24 protein-coding genes are annotated in these 25917 nt (G+C 65.8%); 16 read left to right on the forward strand and 8 right to left on the reverse strand.

Translation table 11 applies throughout. The annotated features are described in order from the left end of the window. The first annotated feature begins 171 nt into the window (after positions 1-171). The 5 genes from ACRYLT_RS12000 to ACRYLT_RS12020 all read left to right on the forward strand — a co-directional run bounded on the left by ACRYLT_RS12000 (position 172) and on the right by ACRYLT_RS12020 (position 9750). Positions 172-774 (forward strand): hypothetical protein, encoded by a 603-nt coding sequence (locus tag ACRYLT_RS12000; RefSeq protein ID WP_482664327.1) that lies wholly within the window; start codon positions 172-174, stop codon positions 772-774. 529 nt (positions 775-1303) lie between these two features. Then, positions 1304-2623, forward strand: a complete 1320-nt coding sequence (locus tag ACRYLT_RS12005; protein ID WP_482664328.1) for an ammonium transporter — start codon at positions 1304-1306, stop codon at positions 2621-2623. 77 nt (positions 2624-2700) lie between these two features. Next, positions 2701-7119: a glutamate synthase large subunit gene (gene gltB, locus ACRYLT_RS12010; protein ID WP_482665439.1), complete on the forward strand. Its 4419-nt coding sequence runs from the start codon at positions 2701-2703 to the stop codon at positions 7117-7119. 4 nt (positions 7120-7123) lie between these two features. Beyond that, positions 7124-8530, forward strand: coding sequence for a glutamate synthase subunit beta (locus tag ACRYLT_RS12015; protein ID WP_482664329.1), 1407 nt, complete (start codon positions 7124-7126; stop codon positions 8528-8530). Further along, positions 8527-9750: an LL-diaminopimelate aminotransferase gene (locus ACRYLT_RS12020; protein ID WP_482664330.1), complete on the forward strand. Its 1224-nt coding sequence runs from the start codon at positions 8527-8529 to the stop codon at positions 9748-9750. The genes ACRYLT_RS12015 and ACRYLT_RS12020 overlap by 4 nt, the downstream gene beginning before the upstream one ends. Positions 9751-10037: 287 nt before the next feature. Here the strand turns inward: ACRYLT_RS12020 and ACRYLT_RS12025 are convergent, their stop codons facing one another. Together ACRYLT_RS12025 and ACRYLT_RS12030 are read right to left on the reverse strand one after the other, a co-directional pair. Next, on the reverse strand, positions 10038-11432 hold the full coding sequence (locus ACRYLT_RS12025) for a DcaP family trimeric outer membrane transporter (RefSeq protein ID WP_482664331.1): 1395 nt from the start codon (positions 11430-11432) through the stop codon (positions 10038-10040). A 30-nt stretch (positions 11433-11462) separates the two neighbouring features. Next, positions 11463-13289 carry a cache domain-containing protein gene (locus ACRYLT_RS12030; RefSeq protein WP_482664332.1) on the reverse strand — a complete coding sequence of 609 codons (1827 nt, stop codon included), beginning with the start codon at positions 13287-13289 and terminating at the stop codon, positions 11463-11465. A 194-nt stretch (positions 13290-13483) separates the two neighbouring features. Here ACRYLT_RS12030 and ACRYLT_RS12035 point away from each other — a divergent pair, with 194 nt between their 5' ends. The 4 genes from ACRYLT_RS12035 to ACRYLT_RS12050 all read left to right on the forward strand — a co-directional run bounded on the left by ACRYLT_RS12035 (position 13484) and on the right by ACRYLT_RS12050 (position 14892). Then, a complete protein-coding gene (locus ACRYLT_RS12035; protein WP_482664333.1) occupies positions 13484-13771 on the forward strand; it encodes a hypothetical protein in 288 nt (95 codons plus the stop codon). Positions 13772-14039: 268 nt separating this feature from the next. Beyond that, positions 14040-14225: a hypothetical protein gene (locus ACRYLT_RS12040; RefSeq protein ID WP_482664334.1), complete on the forward strand. Its 186-nt coding sequence runs from the start codon at positions 14040-14042 to the stop codon at positions 14223-14225. 127 nt (positions 14226-14352) lie between these two features. After that, positions 14353-14574 (forward strand): hypothetical protein, encoded by a 222-nt coding sequence (locus ACRYLT_RS12045; RefSeq protein ID WP_482664335.1) that lies wholly within the window; start codon positions 14353-14355, stop codon positions 14572-14574. Between the two features lie 24 nt (positions 14575-14598). Continuing rightward, positions 14599-14892 carry a hypothetical protein gene (locus ACRYLT_RS12050; protein ID WP_482664336.1) on the forward strand — a complete coding sequence of 98 codons (294 nt, stop codon included), beginning with the start codon at positions 14599-14601 and terminating at the stop codon, positions 14890-14892. 147 nt (positions 14893-15039) lie between these two features. Here the strand turns inward: ACRYLT_RS12050 and ACRYLT_RS12055 are convergent, their stop codons facing one another. Next, positions 15040-15282, reverse strand: coding sequence for a DUF6894 family protein (locus tag ACRYLT_RS12055; protein WP_482664337.1), 243 nt, complete (start codon positions 15280-15282; stop codon positions 15040-15042). 148 nt (positions 15283-15430) lie between these two features. Beyond that, positions 15431-16159 carry a Crp/Fnr family transcriptional regulator gene (locus tag ACRYLT_RS12060; protein WP_482664338.1) on the reverse strand — a complete coding sequence of 243 codons (729 nt, stop codon included), beginning with the start codon at positions 16157-16159 and terminating at the stop codon, positions 15431-15433. A gap of 398 nt (positions 16160-16557) precedes the next feature. Here ACRYLT_RS12060 and ACRYLT_RS12065 point away from each other — a divergent pair, with 398 nt between their 5' ends. Then, entirely contained in the window at positions 16558-16980 is a 423-nt protein-coding gene (locus ACRYLT_RS12065) for a helix-turn-helix domain-containing protein (RefSeq protein WP_482664339.1), read from the forward strand. Beyond that, the gene (locus tag ACRYLT_RS12070) at positions 16977-17849 is read left to right on the forward strand and encodes an alpha/beta fold hydrolase (protein ID WP_482664340.1); all 873 of its coding nucleotides are present in this window, start codon (positions 16977-16979) and stop codon (positions 17847-17849) included. The genes ACRYLT_RS12065 and ACRYLT_RS12070 overlap by 4 nt, the downstream gene beginning before the upstream one ends. Positions 17850-17903: 54 nt before the next feature. Here ACRYLT_RS12070 and ACRYLT_RS12075 read toward each other — a convergent pair whose 3' ends face one another. Beyond that, positions 17904-18683: a class I SAM-dependent methyltransferase gene (locus tag ACRYLT_RS12075; RefSeq protein WP_482664341.1), complete on the reverse strand. Its 780-nt coding sequence runs from the start codon at positions 18681-18683 to the stop codon at positions 17904-17906. A gap of 87 nt (positions 18684-18770) precedes the next feature. Here ACRYLT_RS12075 and ACRYLT_RS12080 point away from each other — a divergent pair, with 87 nt between their 5' ends. The 4 genes from ACRYLT_RS12080 to ACRYLT_RS12095 all read left to right on the forward strand — a co-directional run bounded on the left by ACRYLT_RS12080 (position 18771) and on the right by ACRYLT_RS12095 (position 21697). Continuing rightward, positions 18771-19202, forward strand: a complete 432-nt coding sequence (locus ACRYLT_RS12080) for an Rrf2 family transcriptional regulator (protein WP_482665440.1) — start codon at positions 18771-18773, stop codon at positions 19200-19202. Positions 19203-19389: 187 nt separating this feature from the next. Further along, on the forward strand, positions 19390-20304 hold the full coding sequence (locus ACRYLT_RS12085) for an alpha/beta hydrolase (protein WP_482664342.1): 915 nt from the start codon (positions 19390-19392) through the stop codon (positions 20302-20304). A 58-nt stretch (positions 20305-20362) separates the two neighbouring features. Beyond that, positions 20363-21022 (forward strand): glutathione S-transferase family protein, encoded by a 660-nt coding sequence (locus ACRYLT_RS12090; RefSeq protein WP_482664343.1) that lies wholly within the window; start codon positions 20363-20365, stop codon positions 21020-21022. Between the two features lie 102 nt (positions 21023-21124). Continuing rightward, positions 21125-21697 (forward strand): AAA family ATPase, encoded by a 573-nt coding sequence (locus ACRYLT_RS12095; RefSeq protein WP_482664344.1) that lies wholly within the window; start codon positions 21125-21127, stop codon positions 21695-21697. On the opposite strand, the gene ACRYLT_RS12100 is transcribed toward ACRYLT_RS12095, so the two are convergent. Further along, positions 21694-22842, reverse strand: coding sequence for an alpha/beta fold hydrolase (locus ACRYLT_RS12100; RefSeq protein WP_482664345.1), 1149 nt, complete (start codon positions 22840-22842; stop codon positions 21694-21696). The genes ACRYLT_RS12095 and ACRYLT_RS12100 overlap by 4 nt on opposite strands. A 345-nt stretch (positions 22843-23187) precedes the next feature. Between ACRYLT_RS12100 and ACRYLT_RS12105 the strand changes: the two genes are divergently transcribed. Continuing rightward, the gene (locus ACRYLT_RS12105) at positions 23188-23781 is read left to right on the forward strand and encodes a YdeI/OmpD-associated family protein (RefSeq protein WP_482664346.1); all 594 of its coding nucleotides are present in this window, start codon (positions 23188-23190) and stop codon (positions 23779-23781) included. Between the two features lie 41 nt (positions 23782-23822). On the opposite strand, the gene ACRYLT_RS12110 is transcribed toward ACRYLT_RS12105, so the two are convergent. Continuing rightward, a complete protein-coding gene (locus ACRYLT_RS12110; protein WP_482664347.1) occupies positions 23823-24185 on the reverse strand; it encodes a hypothetical protein in 363 nt (120 codons plus the stop codon). 127 nt (positions 24186-24312) lie between these two features. Further along, positions 24313-25755 carry a sensor histidine kinase gene (locus tag ACRYLT_RS12115; protein ID WP_482664348.1) on the reverse strand — a complete coding sequence of 481 codons (1443 nt, stop codon included), beginning with the start codon at positions 25753-25755 and terminating at the stop codon, positions 24313-24315. Between the last annotated feature and the right edge of the window lie 162 nt (positions 25756-25917).

Raw genomic sequence — 25917 nt, forward strand, 5'->3', positions numbered from 1 at the left:
TCGGGATATGCTTAAGTCCGATGCTGTTTGCGTGATCACGGTGCCTGCCCTCTTGACTGCCGTCGGTTCAATGAGGATCGCTTATCCGTGTGGGTGGGGAGGGGGCATTTTGACAAGCGTAGATCCTTTGCCTGCTCACTTTCGACGGAGTTCCTCCAACGGATGCGCGCGATGAAAGTGCGGCGCGTGGCCGCACTCGCCTTCTCGGTCCTGCTCGTTCTTATCGCCCTTCTGTGTCTTGCTTCTCCCATTGCACAGCTGCTCCTCCAGGAGGACGGCGCAATCATCGAGGATACAAAGGCCTATTTCGGTGCTGGAACGAGCGTCGGCGTTCCTCGGGTATCGCAGGTACATTGCTCCAAGAACGGCCGCGGCGGCTCCTCCAGAGGAAACTCACGTACCCTCGGATGGAGTTGCAGCTTGTATCTCGTGCCGGGTCCGGCCCAGCCAGAGCAGGATCAGTGGGAGGGTAGGAGCTACGAAGAAGGTTATCGCGAATATCGGAGGCGGATGAGCCGATATCTCGAAGATCTTCGCACCGGTGAGCGCCCTCCAGCGCGACTGGAGCGCGTGTTGCCTTCTGATCGAACGGGTGATCTGCCCACGCTCCGGCGCCTGTCAGCCGAGGGTGACCCATACAGGTTCGGCATAGTCTGGAGTGGCAAGGAGATCACGAGCCGCTGGTTATACTGGGCATTGATCACTGCAATCTTCTGGGGGATCGGGCTTGGTTGTCTCTTTGCCCTTCGGACAATCTGGCGCCGCCACCGTTGAGGTGTTGAGCCAAGGATCTGGCACTTGCCAATCGAGACGTAATCACCAGTCGGTCCTGTTCCTTGAAATCCGAGTTGAGAGCTGATCGTCCTGGCGGTTGGCGGTCGTCGTGCCCGCGAATGCGGCGAAGATGATCGACGGCGTAGGCTAAAGATCAGTCCACGTCGCGCACCAAGCAAGCAGGGAACTCAGCCTCTTCACGCGGCAGCGAGATCAAGAGGTCGCCTTGACCTAGCAGAGGCGCTCCTTTGGCAGGAATGGGCGGATTGCTGCTCCGTCGCCTGCCGAAACGGGCCCGCGCAAAAGCCCAGTGAGCTGCCCGCGCCCGGATAGTTCATGGAAGCGGGCCAAGAAGGCACCTGCCTCGCCGGCAGGCCTTCTCGAATCGCCGCCGATTCAAATCATTCCAGTGAGGTTGCTCACAACAGAGTTGTGAATCCTTCACTCAGCAAGTGGCTTGCGCAGCCGCAGCAAAGACGGCAGTCTTGCTGCGACGCAACATTTTCTGGTGCACTGCAGCGGAGGTGGAATGAGGCTAGCGCGACGCGGATTGGCGGGTCCCCTGCTGGCGGGATTGCTGCTCTTGCCTGGACCGGCCGCCGCATCGCCCGCAATCTTGAGCGTCGACAAGGGCGACACCGCATGGATGCTGGTGTCCACGTTGCTGGTGCTGCTTATGATCGTTCCGGGCCTCGCCCTATTCTACGGCGGGCTGGTACGAGCCAAGAACCTCCTGTCGATCTGCACTCAGATAGTCGGCATCACAGCTCTGACGATCCTGGTCTGGGTCGGCTGGGGCTACTCGCTGGCATTCTCTGATGGCACGGCTTTGGTCGGCGGCTTCGGGAAGCTCTGGCTCGCTGGTATAGGCGCCGACACGCTCAGCGCGACCTTCACCGAAGGAGTCGGCATTCCGGAGTTGCTCTTCGTTGCCTTCCAGATGACGTTTGCCGCAATCACGGCTGCCCTGATCGTCGGCGGACTTGCCGAGCGGGTGAAGTTCTCGGCGATCATGTTCTTCACCTTCCTGTGGCTGACGATCGTCTACGCGCCGCTCGCGCACATGGTCTGGGCCTCGGATGGGCTCATCTTCACCATGGGCGCGCTCGACTTCGCCGGCGGCACCGTTGTCCACATCAATTCCGGCATTGCAGGCCTGGTCGGCGTCTGGTTCGCCGGCAGCCGAATTGGCTTTCTCCGGGAAACCATGGCGCCCCACTCGCTGGCGCTGACCCTGCTAGGCGCGGGCCTGCTCTGGGTCGGCTGGTTCGGCTTCAACGCCGGATCGGCACTCGAGGCGAATGGGGCGGCTGCGGTCGCGATGGTCAACACGTTCGTCGCGCCAGCCGCCGGCATCCTCGCCTGGATGGGGGTCGAGCGCTTTGTGTCGGGCAAGGCATCGCTGCTCGGCGGTGCGTCCGGCGCAATCGCCGGACTGGTCGGCATCACGCCTGCGGCCGGCACTTCGGGACCGCTGGGCGCGATGCTGCTCGGCGCTGGATCGGCGTTCGCTTGCTATCTCTTCATCACTCGGCTGAAACACCGGCTACGGCTCGACGACAGCCTGGACGTGTTCGGGATCCACGGGCTGGGCGGCATCGTCGGGTCGATCGGCACTGGGATCGCCAGCTCTCCGCTGCTCGGCGGCCATGCGGCTGGAGACTATTCGATCGCTGCTCAGACGTCGGTACAAGTCGGGGCGGTCCTTATCGCCATTATCTGGTCGGCAGCGGGCTCCACGCTCTGCTTCTTCCTCGTCAAGCGAACGATCGGCCTGCGCCATCACGAGGAGGCGGAGCGTGAAGGCCTGGACATCAGCGATCACGGAGAACGCGCATACAATCTGTAGGTCGGGAGCAAGGAGTGGCGCAGGCGTTGAACGCACAAGGGCTTTATCAACCGTCGCGCGAGCATGACAGCTGCGGGATGGGATTCGTCGCCCATGTGAAGGGCGAGCGCACCAACGGCATCATTGCCAAGGGGCTCCAGATTCTCGCCAATCTTGCCCATCGCGGCGGCGTCGGAGCCGACCCGACCATGGGGGATGGCGCCGGTTGCCTGATCCAGATGCCCGACGCCTTGCTGCGCGAGTGGGCGAAGGGCGCACGGATCGCCTTGCCCGAGCCTGGCGACTACGCCGTGGCGATGTGCTTTTTGCCGGGCGACGCCGCCGCCCGCGCCGTGGCCGAGGCACGGCTGGAGCGTTTCGTGAAGATTGAGGGGCAGCTGTTTCTCGGCTGGCGCGACGTGCCGGTAGACCATAACGTCGTCAGCGCCTCGGTGCTGCCGACCGTGCCGGTAATCCGGCAGGCAATCGTCGCTCGCGGCCCGACGACGAAGGACCAGGACGGTTTCGAGCGCAAGCTGCTCGCCATCCGCAAGCAGGTCCAAAATCCCCTCGCCGAACTGGCGGCGAAGCACGACCTTCCGGGGCTCGCCGACTTCTACATTGCCAGCTTCTCAAGCCGCACCCTCGTCTACAAGGGCATGCTGCTGGCCCACGATGTCAGGCGCTTCTACAAGGACCTGACGAACCCGCTCACCACCTCCGCACTGGCGATGGTGCATCAGCGTTTCTCGACCAACACCTTTCCGAGCTGGCGCCTCGCCCACCCCTATCGGATGATTGCGCACAATGGGGAGATCAACACGGTTCGCGGTAACGTGAACTGGATGAATGCGCGGCGGCGGACGATGAAGAGCGCGCTGCTGGGGGATGACCTGGACAAGATATGGCCGATCATCCCGCACGGCCAGTCCGACAGCGCCTGCCTCGACAATGCGCTCGAACTGCTGATCGTGGGCGGCTATTCCCTGCCGCACGCAATGATGCTGCTGATCCCGGAGGCATGGGCCGGCAATCCGCAGATGGAGGCGCAAAGGCGCGCTTTTTACGAATATCATGCCGCGCTGATGGAGCCCTGGGACGGCCCTGCGGCGATTGCCTTCACCGATGGGCGGCAGATCGGCGCGACGCTCGACCGCAATGGGCTCCGGCCGGCCCGCTTCTGCGTCACCGACGACGATCTCGTCGTGATGGCCTCGGAAAGCGGCGTGCTTCCGATCCCGGAGGAGAGGATCGTCCGAAAGTGGCGGCTCCAGCCTGGCAGGATGCTTCTGATCGACCTCGAACAGGGCCGCCTTGTCGAGGACGAGGAAGTGAAGGCGCAGCTCGCCGCGGCCGAACCCTATGGCGACTGGCTGAGCGAGACCCAGTTCAACCTTGCGGACCTTCCGCCCGGCTGCCACCCGATTCGCCGCCCGCCCGACCTGGAGGTGTTTCGACGCACGCAGATGAGCTTCGGCTACACTGAGGAGGACGAGAAGTTCTTCCTCGCGCCCATGGCTGCGCAGGCGGACGATCCGGTCGGATCAATGGGAACGGACACCCCGCTCGCGATCCTTTCCGCCCGACCTCGTCTCCTTTACGATTATTTCAAGCAGGATTTCGCGCAGGTCACCAACCCGCCGATCGATCCGATCCGTGAAAGCCTGGTGATGAGCCTGGTCTCGATGATCGGCCCGCGCCCCAACCTGCTCGGCCGGAACGCGGGCAACCACAAGCGGCTTGAGGTCTCGCAACCGATCCTCACCAACGAGGATCTCGAGAAAGTCCGGTCGATCGACCAGACGATGGATGGCGCGTTCCGCACCCGCACGCTCGACGCCACCTGGCCGAACGGCGGCGATGCCGAGTCGCTCGCGGCGGCGATCCAGCGTCTCTGCTGGGAAGCGACCGAGGCGGTGCTCGCAGAGATCAACGTGCTGGTCCTTTCCGACCGGGAGGAAGGTCCGAACCGAATCCCGATTCCCGCCGCGCTCGCCACCGGCGCGGTCCACCACCACCTGATCCGCCAGGGCCTCAGAATGCAGACTGGACTCGTCCTGGAGACCGGCGAGGCACGGGAGGTCCATCATTTCTGCGTCCTTGCCGGCTATGGAGCGGAAGCGATCAACCCCTGGCTTGCCTTCGACACGATCGAAGATCTGTGCGAGCGAGGAAAGATCGCGCTCCCCGCAGCCGAAGCGCAGGCCAGCTACATCAAGGCGATCAGCAAGGGCATGCTGAAGGTCATGTCCAAGATGGGTATCTCGACATTCCAGTCCTATTGCGGTGCTCAGACCTTTGATGCGGTCGGGCTCAACGCCGACTTCGTCGAACGATATTTTACCGGCACCGCCACCAGCATCGAGGGCATTGGCCTTGCCGAGATTGCCGAAGAAACCGCCCGCCGCCATCGCGCCGCCCATGCGCCGCTCGCCGAACGGCTGGATGTCGGCGGCCTGTACGCGCTTCGCGCCGGCGGCGAGGCGCATGCCTGGACGCTCGATACCATCGCCGACCTTCAGCACGCCGTCCGCGGCAATCTTCCCGACAAGTATCGCGCCTTCGCGGCCGGGATGAACGAGCAGAGCCGCCGCCTGCTGACCATCCGTGGGCTGCTCGACTTCAGGCCTGCCGGGCCGCCGGTGCCGCTGGACGAAGTCGAGCCCGCGTCGGAAATCGTCAAGCGGTTCGCCACCGGTGCAATGAGCTTCGGCTCGATCAGCCGCGAGGCGCACGCGACGCTCGCCGTCGCCATGAACCGGATCGGCGGCAAATCGAATACTGGCGAAGGCGGCGAAGAGCCGGACCGCTTCGTCACGGACGAGCGGTCGGCGATCAAGCAAGTCGCCTCCGGCCGCTTTGGCGTCACCACGGCCTATCTGGTCAACGCGGACGATCTCCAGATCAAGATCGCCCAGGGCGCCAAGCCCGGCGAGGGTGGCCAGCTTCCCGGCCACAAGGTGGACCGCCACATCGCCGCGGTGCGCCACGCGACGCCAGGCGTCAGCCTGATCTCGCCTCCGCCCCATCATGACATCTATTCGATCGAGGACTTGGCCCAGCTGGTCCACGATCTGCGTCATGTGAACCCCGCCGCCCGGATCTCGGTGAAACTGGTCTCGGAGACCGGCGTCGGCACGGTCGCCGCGGGTGTCGCCAAGTGCCTCGCCGATCACGTCACGATCGCTGGCTATGAAGGCGGCACCGGCGCGTCTCCGCTGACGTCCCTCTCTCATGCCGGCTCCCCATGGGAGATCGGTCTCGCCGAAGCGCAGCAGACGCTGGTGCTCAACGGCCTCAGGGGTCGAGTGACGGTTCAGGCCGACGGCGGTCTGCGAACCGGCCGCGATGTCGCCGTCGCGGCCCTGCTCGGCGCCGACGAGTTCGGCTTCGCCACCGCACCGCTGATCGCCGCAGGCTGTATCATGATGCGAAAATGCCATCTCAACACCTGCCCGGTCGGCATCGCCACGCAGGACCCGGCGCTGCGCGCGAAGTTCACGGGCGCACCCGAGCATGTGATCAACTACTTCTTCTTCGTCGCCGAGGAACTGCGCGGGATCATGGCTTCGCTGGGGCTGCGCACCGTCGACGAGATGATCGGGCGCGCCGACCTGCTCGAACCGCGCAGGGTTCAGGATCATTGGAAGGCAGGGGCCGCCGACCTTTCGAGACTTTTGTTCGTTCCGCTCGACAGCGCGGAGCGGCGGTTCGGGGGTGCCCTCCACCGCACACCGCAGGCGCGGGTCGATGCCCGCCTGATGGAGGCGTTCGACGCCATCCCCGCCCGCATCGAGATGCAGGTCACCAACGTCGATCGCGCGATCGGCGCCATGGCCTCGGGCGAGATCGCCCGCCGCCACGGCCATGCCGGACTGGCCGAGGGTTCGGTGCACGCCACGCTCCTCGGTACCGCCGGGCAGAGCTTTGGCGCGTTCCTCGCGCATGGGCTGACGCTGGAGCTGATCGGCGATGCCAACGATTATGTCGGCAAGGGCCTCAGCGGCGGCCGCCTGATCGTTCGGCAGCCGCCGCAAGCGAGGCGGGATCCCGCGGGGAACATCATCGTCGGGAATACCTGCCTCTACGGCGCCGTCGCCGGCGAGGCGTTCTTCTGCGGCGTGGCCGGCGAGCGGTTCGCCGTCCGCAACTCCGGTGCGGTTGCGGTCGTCGAAGGGACCGGCGACCATGGCTGCGAGTATATGACGGGCGGCGTGGTCGTCGTGCTTGGAGCGGTCGGGCGCAACTTCGCCGCGGGAATGTCGGGCGGCATCGCCTATGTCTGGGATCCCGAGCGCCGCCTTTCCGAGCGCTGCAACCGCGAAGGCGTTGCGCTGGAGCCGGTCGAAGACGAAACGCAGCTAAGGGACCTGATCGAGCGTCACCGCGATCTTACCGGGAGCCTGCGTGCGCGCGGACTTCTTGCCGATTGGCGGCACTGCCTGAGCGATTTCGTCCAGGTGATGCCGCACGAATATCGCCGCGCCCTCGCCGGCCGGCTCGTTGCGGCGGAGTAGGGCGATGACCAATCCGACAGGCTTTCTGGAGATCAAGCGGCGGGATCGGCGCTACCGGCCGGTCGAAGAGCGCGTTCAGGACTGGCGCGAATTGGCCGAACCGCTGCCCGCCGAAGCGGTCGCGCAGCAGGCGGAGCGCTGCATGGATTGCGGCGTCCCCTTTTGCCACACGGCCTGCCCCGTGAACAACCTGATCCCGGACTGGAACGATCTCGTGACCGATCGGGATTGGCGTGCCGCGATCGACCGGCTCCACGCCACCAACAATTTTCCCGAGTTCACCGGACGCGTCTGCCCGGCTCCATGCGAGGCAGCCTGCACGCTTAATCTCGAGGAAGAGCCGGTCACAATCAAGACGATCGAGTGCGAGATTGCCGACCGCGCCTGGCGGGAGGGTTGGATCGAGCCGCGCCTGGCACGACAGGCAAGTGGCCGGCGGATTGCCGTCGCCGGCTCGGGTCCCGCAGGGCTTGCCTGCGCACAACAGCTCGCACGGATGGGGCACCATGTGACGGTGTTCGAAAAGGCCGACCGGATCGGCGGACTGCTTCGCTACGGCATTCCGGACTTCAAGCTGGAAAAGCCTCTGATCGACCGGCGGGTCGCGCAGATGGAGCAAGAGGGGGTGCAGTTCCGGACCAACGTGCATGTCGGCATCGACATCGACATCGAGCGCCTGCTCGACGATCATGAAATCGTCGTTCTGACGTGCGGCGCCGAACAACCCCGCGACCTGCCGGTTCCGGGGCGCGAACTGCCGGGCATCCACTTCGCGATGGACTATCTTGTCCAGCAGAACCGCCGAGTTGCCGGCGACGATGAGGCGACGGCGGCACCTGGCGGCACGATAAACGCACGCGGCAAGCACGTGGTGGTGATCGGCGGCGGCGACACCGGGTCCGACTGCATCGGCACGGCGAACCGGCAAGGAGCGGCGTCGATCACCCAGCTCGAGATCATGCCAAAGCCGCCTGCGCGTGAGGACAAGGCCCTGACCTGGCCGTTCTGGCCGCTCAGGTTGAGCACCTCCTCAAGCCATCAGGAAGGTTGCGAGCGGGACTTTTCCGTCGCCACCGTCGCCTTCGAGGGGGAGACCAGGGTCGAGCGATTGCGCTGCGAACGGGTCCGCTGGGCCGGCGGGCGGATTGAAACGGTGCCCGGTTCGCAGTTCAAGATCCGGGCAGATCTCGTCCTGCTAGCGATGGGCTTCACCGGCACCGCCTTTGCCGGGACCGCTGCAGGCATCGTGCAGGACGGAGGCGTGATTCGCGCCGGCTTCGGCGACTATGCCACCAGTCGCGAGCGCGTCTTTGCCTGCGGGGACATGCGTCGGGGTCAGTCGCTGGTGGTATGGGCGATCCGCGAGGGTCGGGACTGCGCCACAGCCGTTCATGCGTTCCTTTCCTCATGAACTCAGATTTCTACCGCATCCGGCGTCTTCCGCCCTACGTCTTCGCCGAGGTGAATGCGATGAAGGCGGCCGCTCGTGCGCGCGGGGAGGATATTATCGACCTGGGCATGGGCAATCCCGACACGCCCCCAGCGCCGCACGTCGTCGAGAAGCTGGCGGAGGTTGCTCGCGACCCGAAAGCGCATCGTTACTCGGCATCGCGCGGCATTCCGGGCCTGCGCCGCGCCCAGGCGGCCTATTACCAGCGCCGCTTCGCGGTGGACCTCGATCCCGAGACGGAGGTGATCGTCACCCTTGGCTCGAAGGAGGGCCTCGCTAACCTTGCACAGGCGATCACGGCGCCGGGCGACGTCGTGCTGGCGCCGAACCCCTCCTATCCCATCCATCAGTTCGGTTTCACCATAGCGGGGGCGGCGATCCGCTCCATTCCCGCTGCGCCGGGGCCGGAGTTCTTGGAAAGCCTGGAGCGCGCCGTCCGCTTCACCGTCCCGAAGCCGTCTGTGCTGGTGATCGGTTATCCGTCGAACCCGACCGCGTACACGGCGACTTTCGACTTCTACAAACAGGTGGTCGATTTCGCCCGCGAACATGCTTTGTGGGTGATCAGCGACCTCGCTTATGCCGAAATCTATTTTGGCGAGGAGCCGACCCCGTCAATCCTTCAGGTGCCCGGCGCGAGGGACGTGGCCGTCGAGTTCACCTCGATGTCGAAGACCTTCTCTATGGCGGGATGGCGGATCGGCTTTGCCGTCGGCAATCGAGAGCTCATCGCCGCCCTCGGACGCGTGAAGTCCTATCTCGACTATGGCGCCTTCACGCCAGTACAGGCGGCTGCCGTCGCGGCGCTCAACGGGCCTCAGGACGTGATCGAGGCCAATCGCCGGCTCTACAAGGCGCGCCGCGACGTGCTGGTGGAGAGCTTCGGTCGCGCCGGCTGGCAAATCCCGCCGCCAGAGGCGAGCATGTTCGCCTGGGCGCCGGTGCCGGAGCCCTTCCGAGCGTTTGGGTCGATCCAATTTGCCAAGCACCTGCTCGCCGGGGCGCAAGTGGCGGTCGCGCCGGGCGTGGGCTTCGGCGAGCAGGGCGAAGGCTTCGTCCGGATCGCTCTGGTCGAGAACGAACAGCGTATCCGCCAGGCTGCGCGAGGGGTGAGGAAAGTGCTGGCGGCCGCTGATCTTCAGGCGGCTCGTGTTGGAAGCTCCAGCAATCCGGATTGGTAAGGATCAAGCGGATCCAGCGCCCGCGGACTAGATCCAACGCCGGGAAGCGAACGATCGCGAGAAAGGGGAGGAGGAGCCCAGCAGACCTGGGGCATGTCTCGGAAGGTCGTCAAAGGCACTTGAGTATGCGGACCCAAGATTCGGTCGAGCGGGTGCAGCAGGTGCCTGCTCCGCGCGATCAAGCTTAGGACGACTGAAAGGCCGGTGATTGTGATTGCTGGTGTGGATGGTTCCATTCATTGGGATTGACTCGGTTCGCGACGGGCGCGGCGAGCCCGCCGTAGACCTCAAAAGCTGTACTTCGCCGCGACCTCCGCGCGCTCGACTTCGCCTTCGGCGCCGGAGACGAGGCGTCTTCGGCCGTGGCGCAGCTCGATGCCGAGGTCGAGCGGGCCGACCGGAGTGAAGAAGAGGTTGGCCGAGGCGCTCCAGGCGCGATCGTTAAGATCGGCGGCGGCGAGGACGCCGGGATGGTCGATGGTCTGGAAGCTGCCCGTCAGCGTCGAGCGCAGGCGATCGGTCCAGCCGATGCGCAGCGCGGCGAAGCCGGCGGTGACTCCAACGGGGCGAAGATCCAGGCCGGCGCCGCGGGCGACCAAAGCATCCGGGGCGAGGTTGAGCCCGACATAGCGGCCGATGCCCTCGCCATGGGTGAGCATGAAGCGGACGTCGTGACGAGTGCCGAGGGCGATCTTCCCGGCCGCGGACACGCCCCACCCGAACGTGCTGTCCCGGGCCGAGCCGGTATTGACGGTGAGGCTTCGGACGAGGCCGGCAAGCGAGAGTTCGGAGCGACCGAGCTTCAAACCCACCCGGGTGGTGAAATCGGGCGAGCGATCGGTGCCATATTCGACGAGGAGCGACGAGCGGGCGTCCGCGGCCACGGTGGCCGGGTTTTCGAGCGCCGCGGACAGGGTGAGTCCGCGGCCGATCGACGCCGAATAACGCAGCTGCGCCTGGCGCACGAACACCGTCCCCTCGCTCGGACCCAGATAGTCGGTGGTCTCCGGAAGAGCGCCAACGAACTGGAAATTGGTCCATTCCTGCCCGGCGAGGAAACCGCCGAACGAGAAGAAGGCGCGGCGAAGGGCCGGATTATAGGCATTGGTCATCCGCTGAGTGCCGAGGCCGGGCGAGGACTGGAAATCGATCTCAATCAGCCCGTCGAGCGAGCGATCGCCGATCGGGGTGGCGGTGGCGAGCGCCAGCCGAGTCTGCTTGGCGTTGATCCCGAAGGACAGGCCTTCGCCGCGACCGCCGACCGGGATCGTCCCCGGAACATAGAAATCCTGGCCGGCCGAGGCGGCGGCGAGCGGCCCGTCCGCATAGCGGCTCGCCGACAGCCAAGTCTTGACGTAGCCGGTCAGCCGAAGCCGGGTGCCCCCGATCGTGGCTGAGGCCGGTGAAGGCGAGGGTGAAGCCGGCGAAGCGGCAACGGGCGGAACGGACGCGGCGGCGATCGCCGGCGGCGCAGACGGGACCGGATCGGGCGCGACCGCCGAAGCGGCGCGGGCGCGGGCAAGCTCCTGCCGAAGCTCATGAAGGCTGGATTCGAGGGCACGAAGCCGGGCTTCGAGCTCGGCCGTCGAAGGCGCTTCGCCGGCGGCGAGGGCCGGGGAGGCGGCGGGAAGGGCGGCGAAGGCCGCCCCGGCGAGCAGCGCCCGCCGAAGAAGGAGGCTCATCTTGTTCTCCGAGGGAAAGGACGTTCGAGGTCAGCCGAAGACCGGGACGGGCGGCTCGGCTTCGGCTTCGGCCAGGATCGGCCTGGCCGGTGCCTGGGAGCGGGGGCGGGACCTCGCTCCGGGAGCATCGGAGTCGATCCGGAACTGCCCGGCATGGGCGGCCAGCGACTGGACCTCGCGGGCGAGGTTGACGGCCGCCGCGGAGGTTTCCTCGACCATCGCCGCATTCTGCTGGGTCGAGCGATCCATTGCGCCGACGGCGGCGTTGATTTCGGTGATCGTTCCCGACTGGGCGTTGTTGTCGTCCGCCATCTTGGCGACGAGCTCGTGCACCTGCTCGACCCCGCCGGTGATGTTGGCGAGCGCGCCATCGACCTTCTGGACCATCTCGACCGCGGTGACGACGTCGCTCTGCGTGGCGGTGAGCTGTTCGCGGGCGCGCTTCGCTTCCTCCTCCGAGCGCATGGCGAGGGCACTGACGAGATCGGCGACGACGGCGAAGCCGCGACCCGCCTCGCCGGCGCGGCCGGCCTCGACCGCCGCGTTCATCGCGAGAACTCGGGTCTGGAAGGCAATCTTGTCGAGGCCTTCGATCACCTGGTCGATTCCCCGGGCGCTGTCGGCGACCCGGTTCATCGCGCCCATGGCCTGATCGGCCGTGCTTCGGCCGGCGACGACGAAGGTCATGGCCTGGCTCGTCTGCTCGACGGTCCGGCCGGCTTCGCGGGCGGTTTCGCGCAGGCGCGCTTCCATCTGGTTCAAGGCGGCCGAAGTCTGCTCGAGGCTGGCGGCATTGCTTTCCGTGCGCCGGGCGAGATCCTCGGCGGCTCGGGCGATTTCGTCGGAGCCGCTGCGGATATTGCCGGTGGCTCGGGCCAGGCTGGCGATCAGGCCGCGAAGATTGCCGACCGCCTTGTTGAAGTCGGCCTTGATCGAGGCGTAGGTGCCGGGGAATTCGACGTCGATCTCGGCGGTGAGATCGCCCTCGGAAATGGCGGAAAGCCGCGAGGAAAGCGTGTCGACGACGAAATTCTGGTCGGCATCGGCGCGGGCCTTGGCCTTTTCCACTTCCGCCTTGGCGATCGCCGCGTCGCGGAAGACTCCGAGCGCCGCCGCCATTTCGCCGACTTCGTCGCCTCGGCCGAGGCCCGGGATCGGCGCGTGGACGTCGCCGTCAGCGAGGCTGCGCATGCGTCCCGTCAGGCTCACGACCGGGCGGGAGATGGAGCGGCTGAGCAGCCAGCTGAGCACGGCCACGACGAGCATGATGATCAGGGCGAGGGCGCCCTGGGTGAGGGCGGTCTCGAACACGGCCGTGTCGATATCGGTCATGTAGACTCCGGAGCCGATGATCCAGCCCCAAGGCGCGAAGCCCTTCACATAGGAAACCTTGGCCTCCGCCTCGGTCGCACCGGGCCGTTCCCATTGGTAATAGACCAGGCCTTCGCCCTGGGCGCGGACGATGTCGACCATTTCGCGGAACATGAAATTGCCGTCGGCGTCGGTCTTGTTGCCGATGTCGGTGCCGTTCAGCGCCGGCTGGAACGGGTGCATGATCATCCGGGGCTGCATGTCGTTGACCCAGAAATAATCGTCCTCGCCGTAGCGCATGGCGCCGACGGCGGCGAGCGCGGCGGACTGCGCCTGTTCGCGCGTCAGGCGCCCCGCCGCTTCCTCCCCCTGATAATGGACGAGGATGCTGTGCGCGGATTCGACGGTCTTGCGGGTCCGGTCGGCAATGTCGCTGCGCATGACGGTGTTGAGGTGAATCAGGGACACGGCGAGGACGAGGGCGAGTCCCACGATCGCGGCGAGACTCACCAGGTTGAGGCGGCCGCTGATCTTCAGGCGGTTCATGTCAAAGCTCCAGCAATCCGGATTGAGAAGGATCAAGCGGAGCCATGCCGACCCCCGGCTAAGAATCTCCAGCGGCGGCCCTAAGTAGTAGTACGGATAGGGGAGGCGACGTCATCGACTGGTTCGTCGGCAAAGCCTGGAACTCTATCGGCCCCGCCGGTTTCTTTCGAAATCAACCCGATGGGAGCAGCCTCATGAGCACCGCCACCAAAACCATTGCCCATGACGAAATTCGGCGTTGGGCGGAGGCGCGCGGCGGCAAGCCGGCTGTCGTCGATGCGACGTCCGGAAAGGGCGGCGGAGGAATCCTCAGGATCAATTTCGACGAGCCCGGAGGAGACGATGACGAGGGTCTGCGGGAGATTGGCTGGGACGAGTTCTTCAGGATCTTCGACGAGAACGAACTCGCTTTCCTGCACCAGGACGAGACCTCCGACGGCAGCGACAGCCGGTTCAACAAGTTCGTAAGCCGGGACGACTGAGCGAAGGCGGGCCAGGCAGGCCTTGATTGTTCCCGGGCGGCTTGCGGGCCGTCGCGACGTAATCGGGATTTCGGCAGGAATGAGTCCCTATCGACAGCGCCGGCGGGGATCGTCCTGCCGGCTCCCGGTCTGCGCGCCTGCTTCCTCGAACTCGGGTGCGGCGCCAACCTGGATCAGCTGCATTTTCTCCAGCGCCTTAACGCTGGTGAATGCGGGCGTGGCGGTTCCTTGTCAGAGGACGGTAAAGCCTTGGCAAGGAACAAGAAAAATGTGCGAAGAAGAGGATCTGAACTACCATCCGGAGCGGGCGATGCGGGAGCTTCATCTGGGCCTCACCGCGCCCTTGATGCCTGTCGCCAGATCGCATCTCCAGCTCTCGTCGCTGCATCTGGAAAAGGTGATCGAGATTCGCGGTCCCGCTTCCCGAACCCGCCCTCACTGCATCCTCGACTGAACCCGCCGACATTCCATCTGCTGATCCTGGGCAAACTTCTGGTTTCACACAGGTTAGGCAGAATGGCTGCAACACTGCCGATGGTTCGTCCGTTCATGAGCCAGGCAGGTTCGGCGAGGATCGAGGCATGGACCGACAGAAGATGGATCGAGGCACCGGGCGTTCTCCGGACGAGCTGGCCCTTCTCGTGCGGAACTGGTCGGCAGCGGCCGTTCGTGCCGGCGACACCCGCAATCGGCGGATCTGCCGGCGCCTGGCCGAGCAGCACCGAAAGCGTTTGAAGCTCAGCGCAACGGCGCGATCGACCGAGCGGGACTGGACAGCACCCGCCGAAGCCGCGGCGACATAGGCGACTTATTTCAGGAGCAGTGCCATGACAGGAGCAGGCGATAGAGCCGGTCACCCGAGCACCACCGTCGACGCGACCGGTACATCCGGCGCCAATGGCGGCGGCGGCCCGATCGAGGGGCAGCAGCAAGACGAGAGCGGCGTTCCTCCGCCCGACGCTCCCGCAGGCGGTGGCACCGGCCGCCAAGGCGGGTTGACCAGCGAAGATCTGAAGAACGATGCCGGAGTCACCGGCGGGCCCGATGTCGTCGGCGAAGAGGACAGCAGGAAAGGCATTGCCGGCGGGCAGACCCAGGGGAGCGCGACCGGCGGCGGCTGAGCCGCGCAGCAAGGGAAAAGCGGCGAAGGCTCGGACCGCCGGCCAGTAGGAAGCGTCCGGCGACCAGCGCAGGAGGGACCGTGGGAACGGTTTGGCGGGGTACGGGCGTGCAGGCAGCCACGCCAGTTCGGCGCAACGCGTGCCGGGCTAACCCGCCACAATGATTTCCACCGCCGCTGCGAAGGGCAGCGAATGAACGAGGGCGCCGCCGTCGTCGTGAACATCGATTCGGTACGGCAAATCGAGCCGTCCGGTCCTGACGTCGCCCGCCATGCAGTCACGGGCCTGCATCAGGGCCGTTCCCGCTACCGCCTCGCCGGTCATGATGATGCCGTCGGGATCGAGCACCTCGTCGATACTGTCCCTCAGATGGAAGAAATAACGAGACATGTCTGTGCTCCTGGGTCGGGAGCACGATCATGTCTCTTAGTCACCGAATGGCGGAAGGCCGGCAATAAGCGACCAGCGCTCATGGGGAGGAGGGATGTTCCTGTCAGCCCGCGGCGAAGCGCGGCCGCCGGTTGGAGCCGGCTCAGCCTCATCCGAGCGCGGCTTCGTCGATGCGCAGGTGCAGATAGGTGCTGTCGAAGTCGCCCGCATCGGCCAGCTTTCTCCAGTCGCCGATGACGACGGTGCGGCTGCTTCGACGTTCGATCAGCCGTTCGGTTTCGAGCGCCTTCAAGGTCCGGTTGACATGGACGGGGGTGAGGCCGGTGCAGTCGGCAATCTGTTCCTGGGTCATCGGCAATTCATATTCGGTCGCCTCGCCCAGACCCGCGACCTTGAGACGGAGCGAGAATTCGCAAAGGAGATGGGCAAGACGGGTATGGGCGTCGCGCCGCCCGACATTGGCTATCCATTCCCTGAAAATCGAACCGTCGACGAGCGTGTCGATCCACATGGCCAGCCCGATGCGCGGACGCTCGAACGCCAGTTGCTTGACGGCATCGCGCGGGATGAAGGCGACCTCGCCTTCGGTGAGCATCTGGACGCTATGATCGGCCACGCCCAGAAAGGAATTCTGGAGGTCGACCATGTCGCCCTTCATGTGAACGGCGACGATCTGCCGAGCCCCACCGACGACGATCTTGTGCCGGAAGGCGAAACCCGAGAGCATCAGGCACGAATGGGAGGTCCGCTCGCGTTCGCGAACGATGAAGCCGTGCCGCTCCAGCCTCTTCACCTGATGCGGGAGATCGAGCAGGGCTTGCTCGTCGGCCGAGTCGAGCTTGCCCCAATAAGCGAGCTTGCGGACCAACGGGTCCAATGTTCGATTCGACGGGCCTGACATCGTGCTCTCCGCTACGGCGGGAGCACTTATGTCTCACGGTCGCTGACAGGCCGGTGGTAAGTTCAGCGATAGAGAGGTTTAGCTCCTAAGGGGATCATTGTCCCTAACCCATGTTGACCTGAAGAACTTATCCAGATCCGGGCCTCGTAGCCTAATTGCCAGTCCCGTCCGATCTTCCGTTAAGCAGGGCATCGGGCGCTGCCGGTCCTTATCATTGACGGAAGAGGAGCCGGATCTCTGCCTCCGAGTGGCTGCTGCCTTGCCGTTCCAGCTCCTGCAAGCTAACGCATCGTCTGAGGTACCGAAACATGCCCTATTGCTACCATTTAGGAGGGATAGTAAGGCATATAGAGGAGTAAAAGGGAGCACTGTTGATGTCATATGGTCTTGTCACCGTTGAAGAGGCTGCCGAGCAGCTGAAGCTTCATCCCAAGACCGTGCTCCGTCACATTCGCGAGGGCCGGCTTGCGGCGACCCGGATCGGCAAGTCCTACCGGATTGACCGGGCTCGACTGGATGCCTTTGCCGGCCTGGCGAGCGGCGAAGCGGGGAGAGGGGACGAGGTGCGCGTCACCTGTATCGTCGACCTTCCCGAGATGACGGCCGAACGAGCGGAGCGGATGGCGACGTTCCTGGCTTCCGCTGCCTTGACCGGCGATTCCGGCACGTCGCCGCTGCACCTCAACACGGCGTTCGATCCCGTGGCCAGGACGGTCAAAATCGTCATGATCGGCAGCCCGGCCGATACGTCCCGACTGCTCGACATGCTGCAACTTCAGATCGGACCCCGGCCATGACCGACCCGGTGTTTCGGAGCGAAGCCGCTGCCGCGACGGTCGAGGCGCAATACCGGCAGGTACTCGACGGCTGGCCGGTTCCGAAGACGGAACTGTGCCTTCAGACATGCCAAGGCTCGACCTTCGTTCTGGCCTGCGGACCGCAGGATGCTCCGCCCGTTGTCCTGCTCCACGGATCGCAGGCCAATTCCGCGGCCTGGATAGCCGATGTCCCTTCATGGTCGTCGCAGTTCAGGCTGTTCGCCATCGACATGATCGGCGAAGCCGGGCTGAGCGCCCGGGTGCGGCCGGACCTTCGGACGGAGGCCCACGCCTTGTGGCTCGACGATGTGTTCGAAGGCCTCGGGCTGAGGGCCGCTCGCATCGTCGGCACCTCGCTCGGCGGCTGGCTTGCGCTCGACTATGCGAGCAGGAGGCCTTCGGCCGTGCAAGCGCTGGCCCTGATCAGTCCAGCCGGAATTGGCCGGCAGAAGAACTTCCTGCTGAAGGTGGCGCCGCTCCTCCTTCTCGGCTCGTGGGGGAGGCACAAGATCCGGGAAAAGGTTTTCGGGCCGCGGCCAGCGGAGTTCCCGCCCGAGGTGCAACCGATGGCTGACCTTATGGACAGCGTGGGTCGAGCGATCAGGCCCAGGGTGGTCGAAATTCCGCGGCTGACGGACGAGCAGCTTCGGCGGCTCGACATGCCCGTCCTGGCGATCGTCGGCGGTCGGGACGTACTGCTCGACTCCCGCGATACACGGGCGAGACTTGAACGTACGGTTCCGCACGCGCAGATCGACTTCATCGAGGATGGCTACCACTTCCTGCCGAACCAGTCGCAGCGGATCCTGGAATTCCTGAAGGACACAGTCGAGCAGGACAAAGGCTGATCGGCACGAGGGCTCGCTGTCAAGGCTTGCGCAGTCCCGCCAAGCGGCGATGGCTCACCGAGTAGCGACTGCGATCAGAGCCGTCGAGGGGATGGGAAGCACCGGGCGATCCGCCGCCAGCTGCCGAACCTCGGCGAGCACGGCGGCTTTCTCGACTTCGCTCAGGCTGGTCCAGTCCGGCGACATTCCGAACAGGGTATCGGGCTTTGCGAGCGCCGCCAGGTCGAGCTCGTAATCGTAGGTCACGGCCTCGATCTCCGGATCGCGATAGCCGGCGTCGATCAGTTCGCGAGAAAAATCCTCGGGGCGGCTGAGCGCCCTGACCGCTTCCGGCATGGTCATGCCTTCGCGCCCGGGGAAGAGCTTGTCGCGGATCCGGCCGAGCAGGAGAAAGGTGGCGGCTCCGCGTTCCTGCCAGGTCGCGACAACGCCTTGGCCGCCGGGCCGGGTCACCCGAGCCATTTCGCGAAGACCCCTTCGCCAGTCCGGGAACATGATGACGCCGAAGATCGAAAAGACCGCGTCGAATAAGGCGTCCGGAAGGTCGAGCGCCTGGCCGTCCATCACCCGCGCCTCGACATTGGGCAGTCCGGCGGCGGCGATCCGCGCCACCATTCCGGGCGAGAAGTCGGTCGCAAGCACCTGCGCCCCGGTCCGAGCGGCGGCGAGCGCCAGCGCTCCGGTTCCGGCCGCGACGTCCAGCACCCGGCTGCCGGGCCCGAGCGGCACCCGGGCAAGCGCCGCCTCGGCGAAGCGCGCCGTGAAGGGGTGGGCGGTCTTCTCATAATGATCGGCGGCGGTGTCCCAATGATCGGGATCCTCGAACGGCTTCATCTTCGCCCTTTCACAACTCATGTAACATCATAAGTAGCATGAGTGCCCGCCCTTGCCAATCCCGGGTCGCCTGTGGAGGATCGCGCGATGCGCAAGGACAGCCGTCTTTCCCGGACCCTGCACGTGCTGCTCCACATGGCGCGGCATGACGGACCAATGACGTCCGAAGCGATCGCGCAGATGCTCGGCACCCATGCGGTGGTGGTGCGCCGGACGATGGCCGGGCTTCGCGACGCCGGTTATGTGCGCTCGGAGAAGGGCCATGGCGGCGGCTGGGTGATCGCGGCGGACCTGAAGAAGGTGTCGCTGCTCGACGTCCACCGAGCCGTCGGCGGACCGAGGATCTTCGCGATCGGCAACGAGCATCCGAACCCCGAATGCGCGGTCGAGAAAGCCGTCAATGCGGCGCTGGAAGACGCGCTGCACGAGGCCGAGGCGCTGCTCTTCGCCCGCCTTGGCGCCGTCAGCCTGGCGGAGCTCGCGCAGGATTTCGACGCGCGCTGCAGTGCGCTGCGCTGAGGAGCAGCCGGCCAGCTCCGCCGCGTGGCGGGGGAGCAGACGAACGCGCTTCCTCCCGTGCGATGGAAGTCGGCTATCGAGTGCCCGAAGTTCGCGGCTCGAGCGACACCGGGAAGGCGCAAGGCAGGCAGGACAAGCAGCGGCGATCGCGTTACAGTCGCGAAATGAGCATCGAGACCAAGCGCTCATGATCAGCCGTCGGACTTTCGTGGCGCTGGCCTCGGCCTCGATGGCGGCGCCGGCGCTCGGCTGGGCGGAGGAGGCGCAAGGACGGATCGAGACCCTGGAGCCGCTCGGTTCCGGCTTTGGCCCGCAGCCCCGGATCCGGATCGGCTTGCCCGCCGGCTATGACGAGAGCGGGCGCTCCTATCGGACGATCTACATGCTCGATGGCCAGTTCGTCTTTGCGGGCGACAGTGACGGCCAGAACTTTGCCGCGGACCGGCGGATCGCCCGGCTCGCGGCGGCCGGCCGGATCGAGCCGGCGATCATCGTCGCGATCGACAATCTCGAAGGCGATCGCTTCCTGCAATATATGCCGCAGACGATCTACGACCAGGCCGAAGGCGAGCTTCGCGCCGCGATCGACCGGGAGCTCGCCCGAACCGGCGGGCGGCCGCTCGTCTCGGCGCCCTTCATCGAGTTTGTCGCGACCCGATTGAAGCCGCATGTCGACGCCCGCTACCGGACCGCTCCCGACCGCCTCGACACCGCGATTTTCGGGGCGAGCATGGCGGGCGTGATGGCCGGAGCCCTCTTCGTGGAGGCCCAGCCGGCGTTCGGCCGGGGCGCCTGCATGTCGCCGAACTGGCCGATCTACGACGCGCGCTTCATCGACCATCCTCAGTTGGCCGAGATTTGGCCGGCCTATTTCGCGCGGCTGGGCGCTCCAGCCGGCCGCCGGCTCTGGCTGGACCATGGTACGGAAATGATGGACGCCGGAATGGCGCCGCATCAGGCGAGGATCGCGCAGAAGCTGGCCGAGCTGGGATGGCTTCGCGGCCGCAACCTCGAGGCGCGAGTCCATGAGGGAGCGGGCCACGCCTTCGCCCAGACCGCAGCGCAGATGGACGAGCTGCTCGTCTGGCTGCTCGGCGACTGATCATCCCGGGAGATCCATTTCCCGCAAACCCCGCAACGCCTTCGATCGGAGCAAGCCCTTGACCCTGACCTTCTACGGACATCCCTTCTCCTCCTACTGCCAGAAAGTCCAAGTGGCGCTGTACGAGAACGACATCCCGTTCGAATATCGCATCATCGGGCCCGACGATCCCGAAACCGCCGCCGAATGGGCAGGGCTTTGGCCGATCCGCAAGTTTCCGGTGATCTCGGACGGTGGGATCGTCGTCGCCGAATCCAGCATCATCATCGAGCATCTGCAGCTGCACCATCCCGGTCGCGTCCGACTGATCCCGGAGGACCCCGCCGAGGCTCTCGAAGTCCGGTTCCTGGACCGCTTCTTCGACAATCACGTGATGACCCCGACCACCGCGCCGGTGCTCGAAGCCATCCGCCCGGACGGAGGGCGCAAGGAGGAAGCGCTGGCCAAGGCGGCCGAGTTGCTGACCGTCGCCTATGGCTGGCTGGAACAACGGCTGGAGGGCCGGACCTGGGCGGCCGGCGAAGCGTTCAGCCTTGCGGACTGCGCCGCGGCGCCGTCGCTCTTCTATGCCGACTGGGTCCATCCGATCGGCGAGGCATTCGCCAATGTCCGCGCCTATCGATCGCGGCTGCTGCAGCGGCCGTCCTTCGCCCGGGCGGTGGACGAGGCCCGACCCTACCGGCCGCTCTTCCCGTTGGGCGCGCCCGACCGGGATTGAGGCGGGATTCCCGAACGCGACGGGCCGGAGACCGCGGCCGGCGGTGCGGACTCCGTTCGTTCGCTTGCTTCGGCGCTTCCCGTGCCACAATTCGGAGACAGGATGCGGTTGGCTGACCACTTGTTCGTCATCACCGGCGGGCCCGGTTCCGGGAAGACCAGCCTGATCGAGGCACTGGCTCGCGCCGGCCTGCGGCACATGCCGGAAGGCGGGCGAGCCATCATTCGAGATCAGCTTTCGATTGGCGGCGACGCCTTGCCCTGGGCGGACAGAGAAAAGTTCGCGGAGCTGATGTTGAGCTGGGAGCTGCGTTCCCATGGCGAGGCCGCCGCTTCGACGGCGCCGGTCGTCCTCGACCGGGGCGTACCGGACGTCCAGGCCTATCTCGAACTTTGCGGCCTTCCGGTGTCGGATCACGTCCGCAGGGCCGCCGAGCTCTACCGGTACAATCGCTCCGTCTTCATCGCTCCGCACTGGCCGGCCATTTACGGACAAGATGCCGAGCGCAAACAGAGTGAAGAGGAAGCGGCGGCCACGTTCGACGCCATGGAGAAGGTCTATTCCCGCCTCGGCTACGCGTTGATCACGCTGCCCCGGAGCAGCGTCGCCGACCGCGTCTCCTTCGTCCTCGAGCGGATTGGCCTGGCTTTGCGGGGAAGAGGCTCCCCAGCCTAAGGCCGAGGGCAGGGCGGCCGACCAAGCCCGGCCGCGGCCGATCCGGAAGACTCGGCCCGGCCTTCGTCTTCAGCCGCGAGAGGATGCGCATAGCGAAGAAGGGCGGCGAAGAAGCGGCCCGGTTCCTCGATCATCGGCACATGGGCCGAGTTTTCGAACCAGAGCGTGGCCTTGCAGGGAGCGTTCACCCGTTCCATCCAGCGCGCCGCAATCTCCGACGGGGTCATGTAATCGTGGCGCCCGAGGAACATGAAGACGGGGACTCGAACTTCCCCGAGGGAATCGAAACTGAGATCGGCCAGCCGCGGCCAGAGCGTCCTTACCGTGAACAGGCTGCCGTCGCTCCACGCCTGCCGGTCCGCGGGCGAATATTCGGGGGATAGGCGCGGCGCGCGAAGGTAGAAATTGCTGTTCGCCCGCCCTGCAGCGAAGGCGCCATAGCCGAATGCGTGCCTGCGCCACCCGTCGGCCTGATCGATCGTGAACGGCCCGGATTCCGGATAGGGCGCCAGCGCCTGGATATCGCGGACGGCGCGTTCGTCGCCGCGGCGGCGCGCCTGGTCCAGGGTCCAGGCCATGCCGACCCGCTCATTGTCCCGGACATCGATGATCTGGCCGGTGCCGATATAAGCGTGGAGCAAGTCCGGGCGCCGGGCCGCGACCGCCAGTCCCACGGCGGACCCCCAGCTGTGCCCGAGGACGAACACTTTCCTTTTTCCGTAGCGGGTTCGAAGCATCTCGATCAGCTCGATGGCATCGTCGCGATACCGATCGAGGCTCAAGGTCGGCGCCAGCTGCTCCGGATCGGTGAGCGGGAAGGATCGGCCCGCCCCGCGCTGGTCGTAATGGACGACGGTGAAATAATCTTCCCAGGGCCGCTGGAAGGCCCAGGCGATCGGCATTTCGACCGCGCCGGGGCCGCCATGAATGAAGAGGATGAGGGGATTGTGCCGATCGGCGCCGCGCACGTTCACGACCTGGGGAACGCCGCCCAAAGTGACCTCGAACGTTTCCTGGACGCCCTGCGGAGTCACCACCCGGTTGATGTCGGCGATGATTTCCCGGCCCTCCGAATAAGGATCAGGCGCAGCCGGTGTTTCGGTCGCGACGTTCAGAAGCAGGAGGAGCGGAGCCAAGCCAATCATCGTGTGCCGGTACACCTTCGTTGGGATTCATGATGCGTAGGAGCCGATCTAGGCCCTGGGAGTCAGGCCCACAACCGGCTGCCCGCCCTCGCCGAGAACACGGCCCCGGCGCTGCCTGGAGACAGCAGCCCCTGATCCCGATGACCGGCACGGCGCGATCGGCAGGGAAGGGGGGCGGAAGGCGCATGACGTTCGCCCAGGCCGACGCAAGGCCACTTGTCTGCGACGGCCTTTGTCGGCCATGCACGACAGGCCGGCCGGAGCGGGTGCGTTCCCGCCCTCCCTTCGGCCAGGTTCGGCGCGGACCGGTGGCAAGGTTCCGATCGCAGACAATGAGGTGAGTGCATGGCTGCAGTCCCCGTCGATCCGGCGAAGGTGCATGAATTCGTCGATGCGGCGGCGTTCGAGGCGTGGCTGTCGAAGCATCATCAGAGCGAAACCGAAATGTGGATCAAGATCCACAAGGTGGGTTCGGGCCGGCCGTCGATCACGCCGAAGGAAGCCATCGACGTGGCGCTGTGCTGGGGCTGGATCGACGCGATCCGGAAATCCTTCGACGACCAGAGCTACCTGCAGCGTTACACGAAGCGCCGCCCGAAAAGCCTCTGGAGCAAGCTGAACGTCGAGAATGTGGAGCGGCTGATGGCCGAGGGCCGGATGACCGAGCACGGCCTGAGCGAGGTCGAGGCTGCCAAAGCCGACGGGCGCTGGGACCGAGCCTATGGCGGCAGCAAGGACATGAAGATCCCCGACGATCTCCAGGCGGCGATCGATGCCGATCCCGATGCCCGCCGGACGTTCGAAAGGCTCACCGCCCAGAACCGGTTCGCGCTCGCCTTCCGGATGCACAAGCTGAAGACCGAAGCCGCTCGGCGCCGCAACATCGAGACGTTCGTTGCGATGCTGAGGCGCGGCGAGACAATCCATCCGCAGCGCTAGCGGTCGGGAAGCGCGCCGCGCGAAGCTCTCCGGACGTCCCGCTAGGGCCTGGAGCCGGTCCGGAGCAGGCTGAGGCTGAGCGCGACGGCCCAGAGACCGACGAGCAGAAGGGTGCCGAGCGCCGCCAGATAGAGGGGGCCGGCCGCCTTGGCCGGGCCGTGCATCTGATGGCCGGCGGTTTCGACGAGCAGGGCGAGGGTAAGGCCGCAAAAGGCGCTCCAGGCCGCGACATGCCAGCCGGCGCCGTCCCGGCCCGATCGCCAGGCCGCCCAGAGCAGGGCCGCGGCGACCAGGAGCTCGTCGAACGCCATCGGGACGAAGCGGGCGCTTCCCCAGTAGCGGGCAACCTCCCCGGCGGAGAGAAGGAGCGCGATCAGGCAGGCGGCGAGGTTCAGCGCTTTCATCGGCCGACCCTAATCGGATCCGGCAAGCGACGGCAACAAGGGCAGGAGCGCGTTCGCCATTGGATTGGCGCCGCACGGCCTCCTAATCAGCCCCTTCGGAACTCGAGGGTTTTGCCCTGCCGCGGCCTTAGTCCGCAGACGCCGTGACGCATTCCGAACTCGACGCCGGCAGGCTTGACTGCAGGGGCAGGCTGAACCGGAATTCCGCTCCGCCGCCGGTTCGCGGGAGGTGCCAGATCCGGCCGCCATGGGCTTCGACGATCGACCGGCAGATCGAAAGCCCCACGCCCATTCCCTCATCCTTGCTCGACAGGAACATGGCGAAGACCTGGCCGGCCCGGTCGGGAGGGATTCCCGGCCCATTGTCGGCGACGCTGACTTCCGCATGTCCGTCATTGGTGGAAACGGACACTTCGAGCCGCGGCGAAAGGGTCGCTTCCATCGCGTCGAAGGCGTTGCGCACCAGGTTGATCAGGACCTGCTGGATCTGGATCGGATCGACGCTGATCGTCACCGGTCCTTCGGGGATGGACAGCCGGCAATCGATCCCGCGCGGGCGAGCGTCCACGCAGGCCAGAGCGCAGGCCTCGCGGATGATTTCGCCAAGGTCGGCCTCGATCCTTTCCGGTTCCTTCCCCGATACCCGCGAACGGATGCTCCGGATCAGTTCGCCGGCGCGAAGCGCGCAGGCCTCGGCCGATTCCAGGCCGTCGATCGACAGCTCGACCGCCTCGGGCGTGGGCCTTGCGAGCAGCCGCCTCGTGCCCCTGATGAGGCCGACAATCGCCATGAGCGGCTGGTTGATCTCGTGCGCCAAAGACGAGCCCATCGCGCCCATCGCGCTCGCCCGGGACGCCTGGACCAGTTCGCGGCTGACCCGCCGCAGTTCGACGGTCTTGTCTTCGAGCGCTGCGGCGAGCTGCGCCTTTTCCTGAAGCGCGCGCTGCAACCCGGCGGAAGCGCCGTAAAGCTCCAGGCAGATGTCCATGAACAGCTTGATCATGAACAGCCCGCCCACGCCCAGCACCTGGTAGAAGCCGTCTCCGGTCAGGAGCGCGCCGATGCTGGCGGGGCCGAGGATGAGGAGGGTCTTGCCCAGAGCGAGCGCCGGCCGGAAATGATCGCGCAGGTTGGTGATGGTCGCGCCGAGGGCAAGCGAGATGAAGATCATGTGGACCAAAGGGTCTTCGGAGGCGAGCAGGGCGAAGCCGGCCATGAAGCCGATGCTTGCGCTCGAGCTCCAGACGAGCCGTTCGAATGCACGCTCCATCGACCGGATATCGGGCAGTGACGCCCCTTGCTCCAGCCTCGCCAGATAGCTGCGCGCCGCCAGCGGAAAGACGAGGACCAGAAGGCAGGACGCGAGCGAAAGCAATCCGAGCACGAAGCTTTGCGCGCGCCACGCCCCGGTCAGGCCGATGACGAGGACGAGCAAGGCTTCGAGCAGCGAGATGGTCGGAGAGATTCGGAACAGCTGGCGGGCGAGCGCGCGATAGACGTCGTCCCCCAGCACCTGCCACGCGCCAGGGCGAAGCAAGTCGATCCAACCCTGTTTTGCGGCGGCCCCCATTCCTGTGGAGCCATAATATATGGCGAGGTTTCAGGCCAGTGCGAGCGCGGGGCGTACTGCTCAGCGCCGATCGAAGGACGATCCGATATCGCGGATCGCGATCGACACGAGGTGGGTGCAGAATTGGAAGGTGGGGCGGAATGAGGATCCACGATTTGAAAA

The organism is Sphingosinicella sp. SM1-17, assembly GCF_056821765.1.

Bases quoted from the DNA above. Each gene is read 5' to 3' on its own strand.
- ACRYLT_RS12000 (WP_482664327.1), top strand. From the start codon at position 172: ATGAAAGTGCGGCGCGTGGCCGCACTCGCCTTCTCGGTCCTGCTCGTT.
- ACRYLT_RS12005 (WP_482664328.1), top strand. From the start codon at position 1,304: ATGAGGCTAGCGCGACGCGGATTGGCGGGTCCCCTGCTGGCGGGATTG.
- gltB (WP_482665439.1), top strand. From the start codon at position 2,701: ATGGGATTCGTCGCCCATGTGAAGGGCGAGCGCACCAACGGCATCATT.
- ACRYLT_RS12015 (WP_482664329.1), top strand. From the start codon at position 7,124: ATGACCAATCCGACAGGCTTTCTGGAGATCAAGCGGCGGGATCGGCGC.
- ACRYLT_RS12020 (WP_482664330.1), top strand. From the start codon at position 8,527: ATGAACTCAGATTTCTACCGCATCCGGCGTCTTCCGCCCTACGTCTTC.
- ACRYLT_RS12025 (WP_482664331.1), bottom strand. From the start codon at position 11,432: ATGAGCCTCCTTCTTCGGCGGGCGCTGCTCGCCGGGGCGGCCTTCGCC.
- ACRYLT_RS12030 (WP_482664332.1), bottom strand. From the start codon at position 13,289: ATGAACCGCCTGAAGATCAGCGGCCGCCTCAACCTGGTGAGTCTCGCC.
- ACRYLT_RS12035 (WP_482664333.1), top strand. From the start codon at position 13,484: ATGAGCACCGCCACCAAAACCATTGCCCATGACGAAATTCGGCGTTGG.
- ACRYLT_RS12040 (WP_482664334.1), top strand. From the start codon at position 14,040: ATGTGCGAAGAAGAGGATCTGAACTACCATCCGGAGCGGGCGATGCGG.
- ACRYLT_RS12045 (WP_482664335.1), top strand. From the start codon at position 14,353: ATGGACCGACAGAAGATGGATCGAGGCACCGGGCGTTCTCCGGACGAG.
- ACRYLT_RS12050 (WP_482664336.1), top strand. From the start codon at position 14,599: ATGACAGGAGCAGGCGATAGAGCCGGTCACCCGAGCACCACCGTCGAC.
- ACRYLT_RS12055 (WP_482664337.1), bottom strand. From the start codon at position 15,282: ATGTCTCGTTATTTCTTCCATCTGAGGGACAGTATCGACGAGGTGCTC.
- ACRYLT_RS12065 (WP_482664339.1), top strand. From the start codon at position 16,558: ATGTCATATGGTCTTGTCACCGTTGAAGAGGCTGCCGAGCAGCTGAAG.
- ACRYLT_RS12070 (WP_482664340.1), top strand. From the start codon at position 16,977: ATGACCGACCCGGTGTTTCGGAGCGAAGCCGCTGCCGCGACGGTCGAG.
- ACRYLT_RS12075 (WP_482664341.1), bottom strand. From the start codon at position 18,683: ATGAAGCCGTTCGAGGATCCCGATCATTGGGACACCGCCGCCGATCAT.
- ACRYLT_RS12080 (WP_482665440.1), top strand. From the start codon at position 18,771: ATGCGCAAGGACAGCCGTCTTTCCCGGACCCTGCACGTGCTGCTCCAC.
- ACRYLT_RS12085 (WP_482664342.1), top strand. From the start codon at position 19,390: ATGATCAGCCGTCGGACTTTCGTGGCGCTGGCCTCGGCCTCGATGGCG.
- ACRYLT_RS12095 (WP_482664344.1), top strand. From the start codon at position 21,125: ATGCGGTTGGCTGACCACTTGTTCGTCATCACCGGCGGGCCCGGTTCC.
- ACRYLT_RS12100 (WP_482664345.1), bottom strand. From the start codon at position 22,842: ATGATTGGCTTGGCTCCGCTCCTCCTGCTTCTGAACGTCGCGACCGAA.
- ACRYLT_RS12105 (WP_482664346.1), top strand. From the start codon at position 23,188: ATGGCTGCAGTCCCCGTCGATCCGGCGAAGGTGCATGAATTCGTCGAT.
- ACRYLT_RS12110 (WP_482664347.1), bottom strand. From the start codon at position 24,185: ATGAAAGCGCTGAACCTCGCCGCCTGCCTGATCGCGCTCCTTCTCTCC.
- ACRYLT_RS12115 (WP_482664348.1), bottom strand. From the start codon at position 25,755: ATGGGGGCCGCCGCAAAACAGGGTTGGATCGACTTGCTTCGCCCTGGC.